The 16,698-nt window shown below is 65.1% G+C and carries 17 protein-coding genes; 6 read left to right on the top strand and 11 right to left on the bottom strand.

Translation table 11 applies throughout. From position 1 onward, the window contains the following. Positions 1-135 precede the first annotated feature (135 nt). The 3 genes from ABE571_RS07080 (at position 136) to ABE571_RS07070 (ending at position 2,633) form a co-directional block, all read left to right on the top strand. Positions 136-1,341: a tyrosine-type recombinase/integrase gene (locus ABE571_RS07080; protein WP_346493442.1), complete on the top strand. Its 1,206-nt coding sequence runs from the start codon at positions 136-138 to the stop codon at positions 1,339-1,341. 602 nt (positions 1,342-1,943) lie between these two features. Then, entirely contained in the window at positions 1,944-2,108 is a 165-nt protein-coding gene (locus ABE571_RS07075; protein WP_346493441.1) for a hypothetical protein, read from the top strand. 39 nt (positions 2,109-2,147) lie between these two features. Further along, entirely contained in the window at positions 2,148-2,633 is a 486-nt protein-coding gene (locus ABE571_RS07070; protein ID WP_346477590.1) for a DUF4126 domain-containing protein, read from the top strand. 1,093 nt (positions 2,634-3,726) lie between these two features. On the opposite strand, the gene ABE571_RS07065 is transcribed toward ABE571_RS07070, so the two are convergent. The 4 genes from ABE571_RS07065 to ABE571_RS07050 all read right to left on the bottom strand — a co-directional run bounded on the left by ABE571_RS07065 (position 3,727) and on the right by ABE571_RS07050 (position 5,021). Further along, positions 3,727-4,173, bottom strand: a complete 447-nt coding sequence (locus ABE571_RS07065; protein ID WP_346477591.1) for a hypothetical protein — start codon at positions 4,171-4,173, stop codon at positions 3,727-3,729. 109 nt (positions 4,174-4,282) lie between these two features. Next, positions 4,283-4,531, bottom strand: a complete 249-nt coding sequence (locus ABE571_RS07060; RefSeq protein WP_346493440.1) for a hypothetical protein — start codon at positions 4,529-4,531, stop codon at positions 4,283-4,285. A gap of 3 nt (positions 4,532-4,534) precedes the next feature. After that, positions 4,535-4,729 (bottom strand): DUF3606 domain-containing protein, encoded by a 195-nt coding sequence (locus tag ABE571_RS07055; RefSeq protein ID WP_181406109.1) that lies wholly within the window; start codon positions 4,727-4,729, stop codon positions 4,535-4,537. A 10-nt stretch (positions 4,730-4,739) separates the two neighbouring features. Beyond that, complete coding sequence (locus tag ABE571_RS07050; RefSeq protein ID WP_346477593.1) at positions 4,740-5,021, bottom strand: DUF3247 family protein; 282 nt, start codon at positions 5,019-5,021, stop codon at positions 4,740-4,742. Positions 5,022-5,264: 243 nt separating this feature from the next. On the opposite strand from ABE571_RS07050, the gene ABE571_RS07045 reads away from it, so the two are divergent. From ABE571_RS07045 to ABE571_RS07035, 3 genes are read left to right on the top strand one after another with little or no spacing between them, the layout of a single operon-like run. Next, positions 5,265-5,852, top strand: a complete 588-nt coding sequence (locus tag ABE571_RS07045) for a DUF4142 domain-containing protein (RefSeq protein WP_346477595.1) — start codon at positions 5,265-5,267, stop codon at positions 5,850-5,852. A 17-nt stretch (positions 5,853-5,869) separates the two neighbouring features. Further along, complete coding sequence (locus tag ABE571_RS07040) at positions 5,870-6,373, top strand: hypothetical protein (RefSeq protein ID WP_346477596.1); 504 nt, start codon at positions 5,870-5,872, stop codon at positions 6,371-6,373. A 58-nt stretch (positions 6,374-6,431) separates the two neighbouring features. After that, complete coding sequence (locus tag ABE571_RS07035) at positions 6,432-7,568, top strand: zinc-dependent alcohol dehydrogenase (protein WP_346493439.1); 1,137 nt, start codon at positions 6,432-6,434, stop codon at positions 7,566-7,568. Between the two features lie 117 nt (positions 7,569-7,685). Here the strand turns inward: ABE571_RS07035 and ABE571_RS07030 are convergent, their stop codons facing one another. The 7 genes from ABE571_RS07030 to malQ all read right to left on the bottom strand — a co-directional run bounded on the left by ABE571_RS07030 (position 7,686) and on the right by malQ (position 16,687). After that, entirely contained in the window at positions 7,686-8,588 is a 903-nt protein-coding gene (locus ABE571_RS07030) for a manganese catalase family protein (protein ID WP_346477692.1), read from the bottom strand. 246 nt (positions 8,589-8,834) lie between these two features. Continuing rightward, the gene (locus ABE571_RS07025) at positions 8,835-9,344 is read right to left on the bottom strand and encodes a ferritin-like domain-containing protein (protein WP_346477598.1); all 510 of its coding nucleotides are present in this window, start codon (positions 9,342-9,344) and stop codon (positions 8,835-8,837) included. A 201-nt stretch (positions 9,345-9,545) separates the two neighbouring features. Continuing rightward, positions 9,546-9,872, bottom strand: coding sequence for a KGG domain-containing protein (locus ABE571_RS07020; RefSeq protein WP_346493438.1), 327 nt, complete (start codon positions 9,870-9,872; stop codon positions 9,546-9,548). Between the two features lie 141 nt (positions 9,873-10,013). Beyond that, positions 10,014-12,125 carry a glycogen debranching protein GlgX gene (glgX, locus tag ABE571_RS07015; RefSeq protein ID WP_346493437.1) on the bottom strand — a complete coding sequence of 704 codons (2,112 nt, stop codon included), beginning with the start codon at positions 12,123-12,125 and terminating at the stop codon, positions 10,014-10,016. Then, a complete protein-coding gene (locus ABE571_RS07010) occupies positions 12,122-12,286 on the bottom strand; it encodes a DUF2934 domain-containing protein (protein ID WP_141056944.1) in 165 nt (54 codons plus the stop codon). Before ABE571_RS07010 ends, glgX begins: the two co-directional genes overlap by 4 nt. Positions 12,287-12,296: 10 nt before the next feature. After that, positions 12,297-14,861: a malto-oligosyltrehalose synthase gene (gene treY, locus ABE571_RS07005; RefSeq protein WP_346493436.1), complete on the bottom strand. Its 2,565-nt coding sequence runs from the start codon at positions 14,859-14,861 to the stop codon at positions 12,297-12,299. Beyond that, positions 14,858-16,687: a 4-alpha-glucanotransferase gene (gene malQ, locus ABE571_RS07000; RefSeq protein ID WP_346493435.1), complete on the bottom strand. Its 1,830-nt coding sequence runs from the start codon at positions 16,685-16,687 to the stop codon at positions 14,858-14,860. Before malQ ends, treY begins: the two co-directional genes overlap by 4 nt. Between the last annotated feature and the right edge of the window lie 11 nt (positions 16,688-16,698).

Here is a 16,698-nt window from a genome sequence, read left to right as displayed (position 1 = left end):
ACTTCGAACCGGTCATTTATCCCTCCGCGTCAACACCTTGCGCTCGCATGGCATCCAGCACCATCCACGCACGTGCGTTCACAGCGGCCTACAAATGGCATACTCAATGGCATACTGAAACCACCCAAGGGCCTCATGGCACTCCTGACAGATCTCAAGGCCAGAGGCATTCCCCCCGGTAGCCGACCGGTTCCCCACGGAGGCGTAACCGGTCTGACCCTGCTCCCCTCGAAGAAGCAAAAAGGCAGCGGCAAGTGGGTACTCCGCTACGTAAGCCCCGTTAGCGGCAAGCGACGCAATGCCGGGCTGGGCGCCTACCCCGCTGTGGGAATCGCCACGGCTGCAAAGATCGGCCGCGAGATGCGTGAGCAGATCGCAAACGGGCAAGACCCGCTGACTGAGAAGGAGGCTCAGGAACAGAGACGAGTAGTCCCAACCTTCCAAGAGGCTGCTATCCAAGTACACGAAGAGCTGAGGCCCGGCTGGAAGAACGCCAAACACGCTCAGCAATGGATCAACACGTTAACTGAATATGCCTTTCCCAAGATCGGCGCAATCCGGATCGATCAGCTCAGTCCGCGTCATGTGGCCGACGTACTAAGACCTATCTGGCTGGAGAAGGCGGAGACAGCTTCGAGGGTCAGGCAGCGGATTCATGCTGTGATGGCATGGGGATGGGCCCATGGCTTCAACAACGCGAACCCCGTCGACGTAGTGGGGCACCTTCTTCCTGGACAGGCGAGCATAAGCATCCGGCGGGAGCACCAGCCAGCCATGCCATGGCAGTCACTGCCAGCGTTTGCGGCCTCAGAGCTTGACTGCGCTGCGGATCTGGACGTCACAAGGCGAGCGATGCTCTTTCTTATTCTCACTGCCGCCCGTTCCGGGGAGGTCCGCGGGATGACTTGGGATGAGGTGGATCTCCAGGGCGCAGTCTGGACAATTCCGGCTAGCCGGATGAAGGCGAAACAAGCACATCGAGTACCCCTCTCAAGGCAAGCGCTGCTTCTGCTCCAACAGCAGTTCGGCCAGCACCATCAGCTGCCCTTCCCGTCTGTTCGCGCGAGAACCGTAATGTCTGATATGACCCTGACGGCGCTGTTGCGGCGACTAGAGGCTCCCAGCGACTCAAATGGTCGAGTGGCCACCGCACACGGTTTTCGCTCCAGTTTCCGAGATTGGTGCAGCGAGCATGGCTACGCCAGAGATCTTGCAGAACGTGCGCTGGCCCATACTGTTAAGAGTCAAGTGGAAGCGGCTTACCACCGCACCGACCTGCTGGAACAGCGTCGACCAATGATGCAGGCATGGAGTGATTACGTACTACCTAACTATGGGTGAGGCAGGACTGCGGGGCCAGCCTCCTTCCGGCCTCATTACCGTGGCGGTCCGCGCTAGGACCAGTACGTGCTGTTCCATATAGCCACCGGCAAGCCGCTTCCGGCCAGAAGCGGACACTGATCACCAGCCCCAAGCCGAACGTGCGACAGGCCTCTTCCAGTAGCTCGGCGGCGAGGCCCTACTGGTGGCGCATCACAGCCTGAAGCTCGGCATCCGGATCAATTAGATGCGAGTGATCGTCCTGGTCCAGTTGGGTCTCGGCCCAGTAGATGGTTCCGTTGAACCTGCCCCGTTCGATCGTATAGCCCTCGTAAACCGGCATGCCGGTGTCAATGCCAACATCCAAGCGAGCTCGCTAAGCACTGCTCGCTCGCGAGAGCTGAAGTGCCCAAATCGGCGCCACATCCCCGCCTGTGACCTGCGGTATGAAGCCGCCGACCTCCCGAAAAGTCGCAGCACTGGCACCAGCGCACTCCCGAGGTGAGGGCGCGTCGACGTGGCTAGGCGGTGACGGCAGCGTGGTGAAAATGTGGAGCCCGCCCAAACGCCGTTCTCATGGCGGAGGTAGCAGCATAGAGGGCGACACCACCACGGAGCGCCCCATGAGCAAACTTCCCCTCAATCCCGGCGCCGGCGTGGATGACCAGGACAAGGCGCACACCCCGGACAAGCTCCGGAACGATGACGCCACGTGGAAAGACAAGGACATGCCTGAGGCGGAACACACCGCCAAAACGGAAGATTACGAGCGTCCGGCAAAGCCCTAAGAGCCGGCTCCGCGATTCCACCCCATTCAGGAGAGCCAGATGGCCTTGATCCATTCGATTTTGATGGGAGCCGTCGCGGGAATGCGCGCGATGACCCCTTTGGCCGCAGTGACCAACGCCGCGCGGAGCGGTGACTTGCCCGCCGATAATGGTGCCCCTCGTCTTCTGGCCGACAAGCTCGCCTCCGCAGGCATGCTCGCATTGGCAGGCGGAGAGCTCGTTGGTGACAAGATGAAATCGGCCCCCGACCGCATCGTTCCGGCAGGCATGGTTGCGCGCGTCGCTACCGGGCTCATTGCAGGCGCGGCGCTCGCTCCCCATCGGCAGCGAAAGCTTGGCGCGCTTCTCGGTGCCGGCGCCGCCGTTGGTATGGCCTACGTGACCTTCAACCTGCGCATGCGAGCAATCGCCCGCTACGGCCAAAGCAGCACAGGAGCCGTGGAAGACGCCATTGCCGTCGGCAGTGCTGCCCTCATCACAAAATGGGCTGCCGGGGGCACCACACCGAAAGAACGTCGGAGATGAGACCCCTGCAGTGGGGTCCTCCGTCGGTGGTCCCGGGTCTTCCGAACGGGACGACGTCCGCTTGGGCAGCGGACACGAGAATCTGCCACCACAGCCCCGTCACGGGTGGCCGGACATGCTCTGACCGTTCCCTTGTTCAGGAGGCCTGATGCCAACCTCATCGTTCGTCGTTCGCTCCTTTGAAGCGAGTTTTGCTTCGTCCGGCGATGTGGCACGCATACTGTCGTTGACGGTTGAGTGTGGCCAGTGCAGAACGACCACTGCCTCGACCACAGCCTCCCTGATCGAGCTTCCAGGTGGCGCGCTTTTTCGCTGTGTGCAATGTGGGTCCCATCACGCGGTCAGCAATGCCCGGCTCACGGCTGCTCACCCGCCTTTCAAGGCAACTGCGCAGCCCGCTCCTGCAGGGCCGATACGGGTCCGTCCCGTGGTTCCTGTATCTCGCCAAGCCTTGGTGATCGAAACCAGGTAGCAGCCTGGTGGGGCTTGGGCTGGGCATGGATGTGCTTTTTCCGCTCGTCCCAAGCCCGGAGCAAAGAAGCCGGGCGGGAGCACCAGCCCCTTGGCTCCTCCTGTCGCGGTCGCCTATGATGAAACCCAGGCTCAGGCCCGCGCCTATTGACCCACGGGCCCCTTGACGCGAACGTTCGAGCATGCCAAACACAGGGCGGTTCTATCTGTTTGAAGTAAACGTGCACCCAGCGCGGCCAGGTTCGGACAAGGAGTCCAGAGTGGTCCGTGTTCAGGCCGAATGTCTTTCCTGCCACCACGTCACTCAGGCCGACGCCCCGCCCAGCCTTGTGAACATACCGGGAGGAGGCGCGGTGCTGGAGTGTCCTGCGTGCGGGAGCCGTCAGGCTATTTCGGCGGCTCGGTTCGTTGAGTTTTCTCGGCGGTCGGTCGGGGGCCTCGCCTCCCCGGATGCACCACAACAGTAATCCGGGCCTGAACAGCTGATAGATGCAGACCGCACGCGTTGCGCATGCCCCTGCACTCTGAAGCATCTACGGGTTCTCCGCGCTGGGGCACGCTCGGGCGTACAATGAAGGTCCGCGATTGGCTCAATTTCGTATGGGCAAAACGCCGGCCCTCTTCAAACGAATATTGATGGTGTGGACACGGAGCGGCCGTCCGTCGCACGCATGTCCACCGCCTCATTTGAGCCCATCGCGCGAAGCGGTGTCTGCGTGCAAGAGGCTGAAGGGCGAGCGCCGTCCGCAGTCAAATGCGATGTCTCCGGTGAAGTGACGCCTCTGTGCTCCCAGCCGTCCTGCACCGCTGCAAGCAATCGGCTGGCACAGCGAACAGCGCTCCCGAGGGACGAATCCAACCCCACGATGTAGACGAAGCAGCCGTCGAACTTCGCCGATGCAGTCTCCAGGCCCGCTGCGTAAACCATTTCGCGTTTGAGTGCCTTGAACCATCGCCTGGGCGGCTCGGCCTCCAACTCGATCACAACGGCGGCTTCGCCGAAGTCCAGCAGCATCGCTTCGATCCTCAACACCTTGGGAACCGACGGAGTTTCTTTTGTTGCGGCCATTGCCGTTCTCCTCTGGAACAATGACGGAAAAGTACACTCAGCACGCGCCAAGACGGCGTCAACATTCTCAGGCCGTAATTGAGGCAATTCTGCCCCGCTGGCCGGGGCGTTATGTTGGGTTCCGACCCGTGTCGTTGCCGTAACGCGACGCCCATGCGTCGAAGCCGCTCCCCGGAACAAGCACGCCCAGCCGCTGTAGCGCGTACGTGCGCGCTTCCGCGTCTGCACCCCGGCAGATGTAGTCCGAGGCAGTAGCGAGCATGGCGACGAACTCTGCTTCGGGGTACCGTGTAGACCACACCGGAAGAAGCACTTCCAGCTCTTCGAGCATATGGTCGATGTCGACGCGGTCGTACATGGCTCAATGCGGCGGCCGGTACCTGCGCAGCTCGGTCGTCAGTACGCCTACCTCCTCCACGGCTTGCTTGAGCTGATCTTCGCTCAGGCCAAGCTCCCGGGCCCAGAACCGAAGCTCCCATTCCTCATTGATATTGATCCGATCCGGATCCTTCGGCTTGCCGCCGGGCGTCTCCGCCGGGGTGGGTGGTCTGCGCATCCTCATCCTCCTAACAGGAACCCAGGCGGACCACATGGTCCACCTCATCGAGCCAGATCAAGTGAACACCCGCATCGCCGGTGTCCAGCCGCACCACCCCATTGGTGCCCTCGTTCCCGTCTGCATCAAGAAACTGCTGCACGGTCGGTCGCTCCGGTACCGTCGCCACGATCACCTCACCGGTGCGCAGGTGAAGTTCGGCGACGATCTCGCCACCCAGCTGCAGCTGCAGTGCTTTCAGTCGGTCTATGGCGGCCGCTTCAGTGTGGACGCGGGGGGCATGGTGGGTCATTCGCCTTTTCTCCTGCCGGAAAAGCGCACTGTAGCGATCGGCCTGCGATCACCTGCTGTGCTTGGCGTCGTGCTCATGCGAATCCCACCGCCCCTGTCCATCACTTGAATTTGACGCAGGCGGCGCGGTGAACCGCCCGTGACGATGACGTCGACGGCTTCTACCTGCACGAACACGGGAGCGTCTCATGGCCTTGGCGCCTGTCGCGGCAGGATCCACACTCCTCATCGATGGGAATGTGCCATGTCCTACACCGTCCGCCTGCGCGTTACCTCCGTCGTTCTCGGCTTGGTGGTCGCCGGTGCGCTGAATGCACAGAGCGCCCCGAGTCCACGCCCTGCAGAACGCACGTCCACCCACGCCACAACCGGCGCCAACCCATCGGGCGAGCTGCGCCAGCGCCAAGCATTGGGCGTCTTGGCCGCCATCAACCAGGCAGAGGTCAACGCCGGGCAGCTCGCGCTTGCCCGCGGTCAGAACGCAGCCACCCGCCAGTACGCCCAGACCATGATCCAGGAACACACGCAGAACCAGCGCGCGCTGGAGGCTTGGCAGCCTGACAAGCGTAGCGCCCCGGCACAGGCAAAGGCCGCCGAAGCGCAGGCCGAGGCGGCGACGCTGGCCAGGCAACAAGGCGCTGCCTTCGATGCCGCCTACCTCAGCGCCATGGTGACAGATCATCGCAAGGCACTGGACACGCTGGACACCGTGATCATCCCGGCCGCCACGCAGGCCGATCTGCGCACGTTCCTCAAGGAAACGCGCACACATGTCGCCGACCACCTTGCGCGGGCCGAGCGTCTGGCGGGCAACGCGACAGCGGCTGACTGACACTTACGGAGCACGCCATGCATGTTCCCGATCCGCGCAACGTCGAGGCGACCGACCCCGCTCTGATCATGCGCGCCCTGACCATCCAGGCCGACGTGGCGCAGGTCATGACCGCATGGTGCGACCCAAAGGTACAGCGCCAGTTGTTTGCCGGCGCTGCCGAGCTCGTCGAGTTGGGCAGCGAGGCCAGTCTGTGGCGGCTGACCGCGCCGTTGGGCCGGCATCCGGTTGTTCGCCTGCGCACGCACGCACCATCAACCATGCTGGTGCAACAAGTGCTTGAAACAGATGATGGCGCTCAGGCTGCCATCTCACTTGCGGTGCGGCCCTGCGCGCACCGCCCTGGGGTCGAAGTTGAGCTGCGCGTCCGCTATGCGCCAGACGGCCTGATCGAAGGTCTGTTGACCCGGCTGCTTGATCCGCCGCCGGGTGCGCTGGCCGGTCAGATTCTGAGACGGCTTCGCGCGCTGCTCGAAAGTGGCGAGATCCCCTCCCTGACGTCCAACCCGGCCGCACGCTGAGGCCGAACAGGAGTTACCGACGCGAGCGCTGTGCTGGAACGGCGTCAACGAGCTACGCGTGGAAACCACCCCGGACCCGGTGTTGGTTGCGCCAGGCGACGCCATCATCAAGGTCGGGCTGAGCACCACCTGCGGCTCTGACCTGCATTTCATCGACGGCTACATCCCCGGCATGCGCGAAGGCGACATCATCGGCCACGAGTTCATGGGTACCGTGGTAGACACCGGGCCGGCCGTGACGGACGTGCGTCCGGGCCAACGCGTCGTGGTCCCCTCCTTCATATCCTGCGGCAGTTGTTGGCATTGTGGGCGCCTCGAGTATTCCCTGTGCGACAACACCAACCCCAACGGGCACCTGCAGGAACCCGCGCTTGGGTATCCCACCGCCGGTATCTTTGGCTACACACATGCGTTTGGGGGCTACGCGGGGTCGCACGCCGACTATATCCGCGTTCCCCACGCGGATGTCGGGTGCTTCCCGGTGCCCGACGGGGTCAGCGACGAAGACGCGCTGTTCCTGTCCGATGCCGGACCCACCGGCTTCATGGGTGCGGACTTCTGCGATATCCGGCCCGGGGACATCGTGGCGGTGTGGGGATGTGGGGCGGCCGGGTTGATGGCCCAGCAGAGCGCACGCCTGATGGGCGCCGAACGGGTGATCGGAATTGATCGGCTGCCCGAACGGCTGGTCATGGCGCGTGACATCGTGGGCAGCGAGATCATCGACTACAGCGCCGTGGACAGCGTGCCGGATGCACTACGCGAGCTTACTGGCGGCCATGGCCCCGACGCCTGCATCGACGCGGTGGGAATGGAAGCGCATGGTAAGGGGCTTGGCCATGCCTATGACCGCGTCAAGCAGGCCCTGCACCTGCACACCGACCGCGGCCAGGCGTTACGCGAAGCTGTGATGGCCTGTCGCAAAGGCGGAACGCTCTCGGTGCTGGGCGTGTATGGGCTGATGGACAAGTTCCCGCTGGGCACGTTGATGAATATGGGCATTACGGTACGCACCGCTCAGCAGCACGGCCAGCGCTACCTGCCGAGGTTGCTGGCGTTGGCGCAGCAGGGCAGCTTGCTGCCCCGCTTCATGGCCACCCACCGGATGCCGTTGGAAGACGCCGTTCGCGGCTACGATCTGTTCAAGCACAAGAAGGACGGCTGCGTTCGGGCGGTGTTCGTTCCGGGTGGATGAAACAGCGATTGCGGGTCGGCGCCGCATACGCGTCGGAGCCCGCCACCGGACGGCCATTCCAGCGTGCCCTGTCCCCTGCCGGGTGCGTGACCGCACCCGGCGTCCGCCAGGAATTGATCAGGGCTCCCGCGGCCTGCGCAGCACGGCCCCCGCTCCCACGCCTGCGCCCAGTTCGGCGCCAGTGGGCGGTTGTACGGCCGGATTGGACAGCGTGCGCGTTGTCATCTCCTCGACCGCTGCCTTTTCTGCGGCTGTCAGGCCCACGGAGAAAGATCCATCGCCGCCATCCAGGGCAGCCTGGGCGTCGCGGTCGCTCACGCGTTCCCACAAGTCGCCGCTGTTCCAGCTGCCCTCACGATCGCCTTCGCCCTGGGACATGTCCATGTACAGGTCGGTGAACGCAGGATCGCCGGGCAGCTTGCCAGGCGGGAAGTTGGGGTTGATGCTGTAGAGCGCCTTTTCGAACGACTTCTGGTGGGCCACCTCCCGCGTCATCAGGAAGCGGAGGGCGTCCTTGATGCCGGGATCGTCCGTAACGTTGATCAGCCGCTCGTAGACGATCTTCGCGCGTGCCTCGGCGGCAATGTTCGAACGCAGGTCCGCAGTGGGCTCACCAATGGAATCCACGTAGGCCGCCGTCCACGGCACGCCACTGGAATTGACCAGCGCGGGTCCACCGCCGTAGAGGATCTGCTCGGTATGGCTGGTGCTGTTCTGGCCGAGCGTGCGCATTTCCTCGACCTCGGCCATGGCCTCGGACTGCACCGCCTTCGGGCCTTGGTTCAACATGGCGATGATCGTGCCGATGATTTCCAGGTGACTGATCTCTTCCGTAGCGATGTCATACAACATATCCTTGCGCCCGGGGTCGCACTCGCCAAGCGCCTGGGTGAAGTAGCGCATGGCAGCGGCAAGTTCGCCTTGTGGACCGCCAAACTGTTCCAGCATCAAGGTCGCCAGTGCCGGGTCGCTCTGGCGCACGCGAACGGTGTACATCAACTTCTTGTGGTGAAGAAACATCTCGGTCTCCTTCTCGGGTGTCACCGGGGCGTCCCGGGTCGCATGACAATGCGCGTGCGATGCGTGCAGGCCCGTCGAAGCAATGTGGGGGTTGGATGATGCCGTGCGCGCGGATGCTGATGCATCGTTCACGCAACGCTGCAGGGATAAGAAACGAAAAACCCCGGCGTCATGCCGGGGTTCTTCCTGTAACTTTTCAGTGCGATAGGCGTACATACACGCGCCTATACGCGGTGTAGCAATGGACTATTTTTTGGCGGTGACGCCCGGGGTACCGTCGCGCACGAGGAACTCCTCGGTGACGTCGGGCAGGTTCTCAAGCAGCCAAGCAGCCATCGCCTCTTCCTGGACTAGGATTTCACCGCACACCTGTGCCACCTCATGCTCGCCGGCGGTCCGCGCCGCAGCGATCAGCGACGTGTAGCTAGCGATTTCGAAACACTCGAACACATAGCCGGCCATGGCGCCTTTGACGATCTCGTCCGAAGCGGTCATGCCGCCAATCGCCTGCCCCACAGCGGCCATCTTCCCCAACGTGTCCTTGAGAATGGAGGGCGAGCCACCCAGGCGGTTGATGCACTGCTCCAGGCGCTCACGCTGGCCCACCGTTTCTTGGATGTGCTCCTCGATACGCGCCTTCAGCTTGGGATAGTGCTCGATGCGACCCGCCTGTGCCTTCAGCATCTGCTCTGCCTGCTGCTCCATGGCATGAGCATCGCGCAGCCAGTCCAACAGGTTTTCCTTGATCTCGGTCATGGTGACTATTCTCCCTAGAAGGACGTCCAGCTTGCAGGACGCGTTGTCAACCGACTGCCAAAAGACGGTGGATACACCGTGTCCATCCGGTGCAGAAGGTGTTAGGGCCTCCACAACTGAATTAGCGTTCGCCATAAAGAAAAGGCCCGGTACCGGAGCCATTGCGCTCCCGGTGCCGGGCCAACGGGTGATGCTCAGGGGTTACTTCTGCTGGCGACCGCCCTGCTGACGACCACCCTGGTTGTTACCCTGGTTGTTACCCTGGTTGTTACCCTGATTGTTGCCCTGGTTGCCGCCATCGTCCTGGCGCTGCTGACCGCCCTTCTGGCCGATCTCGGACATGTGTTCGCGGTCCTGGCTCACGGCCTCGCCGCCCTTGCGACCTGCTTCGCGTGCTTCCTCAGAAGTGAATTCATGCGCGTTGCCAGACTCGTGCGCGGCGCGACCGCCCTGCGCGGCGATCTCACGCTGCTTGTCTTCGTCCATGCCAGCGAAGCCACGATTGGACTGGTTGTTGCTGTTTGCCATTTCGTTCTCCTAGCGTAGAAGTCGGCGGGACTGCCGACGTATCCAGCGTAGAGCGCGATGCTTGAAAACCCCGTCGAGCGCATGAGGACGAAACGCGATACCGGACGCGGCAGTAGTCCACGACATCATGACACGGACGCTTCAGCGTTCCGCAGCATGACGTCGTGCAAGCAGCATCAGCGCGCGGTCGACCAACACGACCGAACCGTCGTCGCCGATCTCCGTCGCCGCAGCCGCACTGCTGATCATGATCTTCCAACGACCGGTATCCAGCGCTGGCAGCATGAACCGTTGATCTGTGGCGCCCGCATTGATCAACAACAGCAGGCTTGTCTGGCGGGGCGTCTGCCCGGCGTCCAACGCTGCGGGCATCTCAAGCATCAGACTGCGCGCCTGGGGATGATTCCAGTCGTCCACGGTCATTGGCTGCCCGTCGGCTTGGTACCAGTGCACGCCTTCTTCAGAGTGCGCGTCGCGTGCCTGCAGGAAGCGGCTGCGACGCAACTGGGGGTAGCGGCGTCGCAACGCCAGCAGTCGGCGGACGAACGCGCTGAGCGAGCGACCTTCCGCGTTCTGGGCGCGCTCCCAGTCCAACCATGTTAACGGGTTGTCCTGGCAATAGGCATTGTTGTTGCCGTTTTGTCCATGTCCGAATTCATCGCCGGCCAGCAGCATCGGCGTCCCTTGGGAGAATATGAGGCTGGCCAACAGGTTGCGTACTTGCCGTTGGCGCAGCGCGCGCACGTCTGGGTCGTCGGTGGGACCCTCCGCGCCATGGTTCCACGACAGGTTGTTGTCGCTGCCATCCTGGCCATCTTCACCATTGGCGTTGTTGTGCTTGTCGTTGTAGCTGACCAGATCGTGCAGGGTAAATCCGTCGTGTGCAGTAACGAAATTCACCGACGCCGACGGGCGGCGCCCGAGGTGCGAGAACAGATCGGCCGAGCCCATCAGCCGTGTGGCGAAGTCCGACAACTGTCCTTCGTCGCCCCGCCAGAACGCGCGCATGGTGTCGCGAAACCGGTCGTTCCATTCCGACCAGCCCGGCGGGAACCGGCCCAGCTGGTAGCCGCCCGGCCCGATATCCCATGGTTCGGCAATCAACTTCACCTGGCTCAGAACGGGATCCTGACGTACCGCGTCGAGGAAGCTGCTGGAGGGGTCGAAACCGGCGTGCTCGCGCCCCAGGATGGTGGCCAGGTCGAAGCGGAAGCCATCCACGTGCATGTCCTGCACCCAGTATCGCAACGAGTCCATGACCATGCGCAATGCACCGGCGTTGGTCAGGTCGAAGGTGTTCCCGGTGCCGGTGTCATTGATGTAGTAACGGCGGTCGTCGGCAAGCCGGTAGTAGCTGGCATTGTCGATGCCTTTGAACGACAGGGTCGGGCCCAGTTCATTGCCTTCGGCGGTGTGGTTGTAGACCACGTCCAGGATCACCTCGAGCCCGGCGTGGTGCAGCCCGGCGACCATCTGCTTGAACTCGGCGATGTCCGTTCCGGACAGGAAGCCCGGGTGGGGGGCGAAGAAACCCAGGGTGTTGTACCCCCAGTAGTTGCTCAGACCACGCTCGACCAGATACTGATCATCGACGTGTGCGTGCACGGGCAACAACTCCAGCGCGGTCACGCCCAGGTACCGGAGGTGGTCGACCAGTTCATCGGCGTGCACGGCGGAGAACCGTCCCCGCAGGGCGTCCGGCACAGAAGGCAGCTGCATCGACAGGCCGCGCACGTGGCCTTCGTAGATAACCGACCGGTCCCAGGGCGTACAGGGTCGCCGGTCACGCCCCCAGGTATAGGCCGGATCGACCACCACGCATCGTGGCATGTACGGCGCGCTGTCGCGTCGGTCCATGCTCAGGTCGGCGTCCTTGTGCCCGATCGTGTAACCGAACAGATGGGGCGCCCATTTGATGTCGCCCACGAGTTGTTTCGCGTAAGGGTCGAGCACCAGCTTGTGCGGATTGAACCGGTGTCCGGCATCCGGCGCATACGGCCCATGCACCCGGTAGCCGTAGCGCATGCCGGGCCGGGCATCGGGCAGGTAGCCGTGCCACACCTCGTCGGTGTATTCAGGCAGTGCGATCCGCTCCACCTCCCGGCCACGTGCGTTGAACAGACACAGCTCAACCTTGGTGGCGTGCCGGCTGTACAGGGCGAAGTTCACGCCCATACCGTCCCAGGTGGCACCCAGCGGAAACGGCTGACCTTGTCGCACGCGTGAACGGGCTCCCACGGCGGCGCGGGTCATGCCTGCGGCGCCTGGTCGTGCTGGGCCGCTTCGATTTCGGCGGCGACCAGTTGCTCTGCCATGCGCCAATGCCGGTCGGCCTGCCCGTCTGGTCGCCCTTCGGCTTCCCAGATCTGCCTGGCCAGCTCCTGGGTCCGGTACTGCTTCTGCACGTCGTCCATGGGTCTCCTGTCAACGTAGGTAAATGGCCACCGGGCTGCCGCCCAGCAAGGTGCGCAGGCGCACGGGCCGTCGCCCGGCGTCGATCGTGGCGCCGGTCAGCACGTTGCGATACCGGCCCGGTGGAACCTGCAGCGCCGCCCCGCGGCAGTGCGAGTCGGCGAGCCCGGCACCGAGTACTGCGGGGCTGCGATGAGTGTGCCTGGCCACCAACACGAGAAGCCGCACCTGGCCGTGCTGGCGGGAAAATGCCAGCAGCGGCACGTGCGCGGGGATCTGAAGGGGCTGGTAGTCGCCCTGGGCGAACAGCGCGGGCTGCTGTGCCCGGCAATCCAACAACCGTTGCACCAGGCGCGCCTTCACCGCGCCGTCCTGCCAGTGCTGGAGCAGGTGCGACCACGTGCGTGTGTCGTCCAGCCAGCCGCGGCGCAGCGGGTAGTCCACGTCCTGGCGGTTGTCCGGATCCACCAGCGACAGGTCCCAGCCTTCGGTGCCTTGGTACAGGTCCGGCACTCCCGGCAAGGTCAGCCGCAGCGCGGTCTGGGCCAGGGCATTGCGCGCGCCGGCCGCCGCCACCGCGCTGACGCAGAGGTGCAGACGCCGCCGTATCGGTTCGCCGCGCGGCGAAAGCAGCACGCCCTCCACGAACGCTTTCACATCCCGCTCCACCGCTTCCACAGGATCGGCCCAACTGGAGTGCAGCGCGGCCTCACGCAGTGCCTTGGCCTGCCATTGCACGATGCGCGCGGTGAACCACGACATGTCGACCGGCGTTACCGGCCATGCGCCCACGAGCGTTTGCCAGAGCATCTGCTCTACGTCCGGCGGGGGCAACGGCATGCCGCTGCGCGTAGCCAGACGCCGCAGCACGCCGGTCTGCCGCACCCACCACGGCGGTCGCTCCGACAGCACGGCCAACCGGGCCCGCGCGTCCTCGCCACGCTTGTGGTCGTGGGTGGCGGTGGCCAGCAGTGCGTAGGGGTGGCGTTCGCGCCTGGCGAGGGCGCAGGCGTGCATCTGCGCCGTGTCGAGGGCGAACCGGTCCGGGTCGCTGCCCACTTCGTTGCGTGACAGTAGTACGCCATGGCGGTAGAACGCGCGGTCCTCCACCGCCTTGGCGTTCAGCGGAGCGCTCAATGCCTGGATGCGCCGACGCAACCGGTCGCGCGCGCGCTTCTGTGCGGGCGCCTCCGCGTCACCCCAGAACCAGTCTGTCAGCTGCCGGGCCACCAGCGCCGTGTCTTCGGGCGTGCTTCGTTCGACCGCCTCCAATGCCTGCGCCCAACTCGCGCGATCACCTGGGCCGTGCCGCCGACCATGCACATAGCTGCGATACACCGGGAAATGCACCAGCAGCTCGGTCATGGCGCGCTCCACCACCGGCGCGCCCGGCGCTGCAGTGTCCAGGTGGCCAGCGCGGCCGAGGCGACGCACCACGGCCAGCGTGGCATCCCGCTCGCTGCGCAGGCCGGTCTGCAACACCTCGCGCCTGCACGCCTGTTCAACCGTGGCAAAGCACGACGGTCGTCCGGAAGCGCGGTGCCAATGCCGGGCCAGCGGTGTCTGCCCGCGTGCGTCGTGCAGCCACGCAGATACCTGGTCCATGAAGTCGTAGCCGGTGGTGCCGTCGCAGGACCAGTCGTCAGGCAGCGATTCGTCCGGCGCCAGGATCTTCTCCACCCACAACAGTGGCGAAGTCCCCCGCCCCGCACAGGCCTGCGCCATGTCCCGGCGAAGCCGCGCCAGGTAGCCACGCGGGTCCACCAATCCGTCGACATGGTCCACACGCAGACCGTCGATGATCCCGGCTTCCAGCAGCGACAACGGCAGACGGTGCACCGCCTGGTACACATCCTCGTGTTGCACCTGCAGTGCCACCAGGCTGGCGATGGTGAAGAAACGCCGATAGTTCAGCCGGTCGTCGCCCTGGCGCCACCAAGTAAGCAGGTAAGCCTGCGCCTCAAGCAATGCGCGCCAGTCCGGGTCTGCGCTCGATACCCGCGCATTGAGGGCCGCGCAACGCGCCGCGATAGCGTCGCCGCCGGCACCCTCCGCCGACATGGGCAGGGTCAGCGGCAGCATGACGTCGTGATGCATGAGCACCACCCCGCCATCGCGCGTGGCCAGCCGCAGCACGGCGTCATCCAGGGCGGCCGCCAGCGGGCGGTCCAGCACGGGCAGGATGACGCGGCCGTTGGCACCGGGCGCCCGCCAGTCGATGTCGAACCAGCTGGCGTAGCGGCTGCCGCGCCCGTGCGCCAGTACATCCCACCACCAGCGGTTGTCCGGATGGGCGGCCAGATGATTCGGCACGATATCCAGCACCAGCCCCATGCCGTGCGCACGAGCCTGGCGGGACAGCGCGCGCAACGCCGGCTCCCCGCCCAGCGCATCGCTCACCGTGGTCGGGTCCACGCCATCGTAACCGTGGGTGGACCCGGGAACGGCGCGCGTCACCGGCGACAAGTACAGATGGCTGATGCCAAGGCGCGCGTAATAGTCCACCTGGTGAGCAGCGTCGGCCAATGTAAACCCGGCATGCAACTGCAGCCGCGCGGTCGCACGTACCGGCGTCATGGACTGTTCCTCCCGCGCACCTCGGCCATGCACGCCATCGCCTCCTGCAGGGCTGCCCCCAGACGCCGTGGCAGGCGTCTGCGCCAATTGGGATGTTGGTCGACGGTGCCTGGCAGGTTCACCTGCCCATCCAGGCCCAGCGCGTCCTCCACCGGCACCAACGCAAGCGGCGCCGCGCTGGACGCCACATGGCGCAGAGCAGCCAGCCGGACGGCAGCGGCATCCTTGTGGGATCCAATCGGCAGCACACGATCAAGCTGTGCCACGTCATGCCGTCGCTGCATTTGTTCGTGGCGCAGCGTGGACGCGTCCAGCTGCCCGAGCCGCTCACGCCAGCGCAGGTCGCAGCCCCGCCGCCAACCCACCAGGGTGGGCAGATCGTGAGTGCCTGTCATGGCCACCGCATCGCGGCGCCACGCCTGCGGGGGCAGGAACGCGCCGGCGGCGTCACGACAGAAGGCAAGCACGTCGGTTCCCAGCACGCCGCGCTTGGCTAACAGCGTGCGGATGTCCGGCGACACCAGGCCAAGGTCCTCCCCGATGACGATGCAGCGCTGCCGCCAGGACTCGATCGCAACCAGGTTGAGCAGATCGCGTACCGGATAGCGCAGGTAGGCGCCCTCCCCCGCGTCCGCGCCGCCGGGCACTACCCACAACCGCTGCAACCCGAGGATGTGATCGATACGGACCCCGCCGCGATCATGCATGACCGCACGCAGCAACTGGATGAAGGGCAGGAAGCCACGGCTGGCCAACCCTGTCGGGGAATAGCTGGTAATGCCCCATACCTGGCCCGCCGCACAGAACGGGTCTGGCGGTGCGCCCAGCAACAGCCCGTGCAGTGCCGTGTCGCCCGCGGCATGGGCCTCGGCACCGTGCGGATCGAAGCCAATGGCGAGGTCGGCGATCAGCCCGATCTTCATGCCGGCACGCCGTGCGCCATCGTGCACGCGCTGCCAGCCCCGCGTGGCAAGCCATTGTGCGAACAGGTACACGGCCGGGTTGTGGCCATGCCGGGTATGCATGAAGGCGACGTGTGCGGCCAGTGCCGGTCCGCCGTCGCGCTCATAGCGCTGCAGGTCCGTCATTACGTCGGGCGCAGCCTGCCCGCAGGCGCGGTGGACCCGGGCCAGCCAGCGCCACTTGGCCGCCGCGGCTGCGGGCCAGTCGATATAGTCGCCCTGCTCAAGGCGCTCCAGTTCGCCGCGCAGATCCGGGTCGCCCATCAGCACCGCGCGCGCGCCATCCCCCAGCAGCTCGACCGGCGCGGCATACAACGGTTCCAGAAAGCGCCGGTCACTCGGGGAATAGGGGCTGAACCCGGCATCAATCCCACCGGCGGCGTGCACCGGCCCCAGCGCCAGTGCGTCGGCCCCGGCGCCCGCGGCGCGCCACGCCCATTCGCCGCAGGCAGCCGTATCGCCCATCCCGGCGTCATGCTCGCCACGCGCAGCGTAGGCCTGCAGTACAAGGCCCCAGCCCCGTACTTGCGGTCCCAGCGCATCGCACATGCCGAAACAGCGCGGCGGTGCCACCGCTACACGCAGTTCGGCAGTGCCCTGCCGCAACAGCCAGTAGCCGGGGCGGCCAGGTGCCTGCACGCTGCCTGCTGCGTCCGTCCGCCCGGCCACCAAGCTGCCGTCCTCGTGCTGCCATTCGCAGGCCGCCTCGGCCGCCCCGATCTCCAGCCATTCCTGTACCTGGCACGTCCGCAGCGGCGGCGCTACGCTCCCGACGGCCTGGTGCATTGCCTCACGACGCTGAGCCGCGGTTGTGGCCGGGAGCCCAAGCGCCCGCAGTACCTCGGCCAAGGTGGCGTCGGCCACGCGTCGGCTCT

The organism is Stenotrophomonas sp. TWI273, assembly GCF_039674765.1.
Taxonomy (GTDB): Bacteria; Pseudomonadota; Gammaproteobacteria; order Xanthomonadales; family Xanthomonadaceae; genus Stenotrophomonas.
Note: the sequence above shows the minus strand (reverse complement) of the source record. Positions and strands in the feature narration are given on the sequence as shown.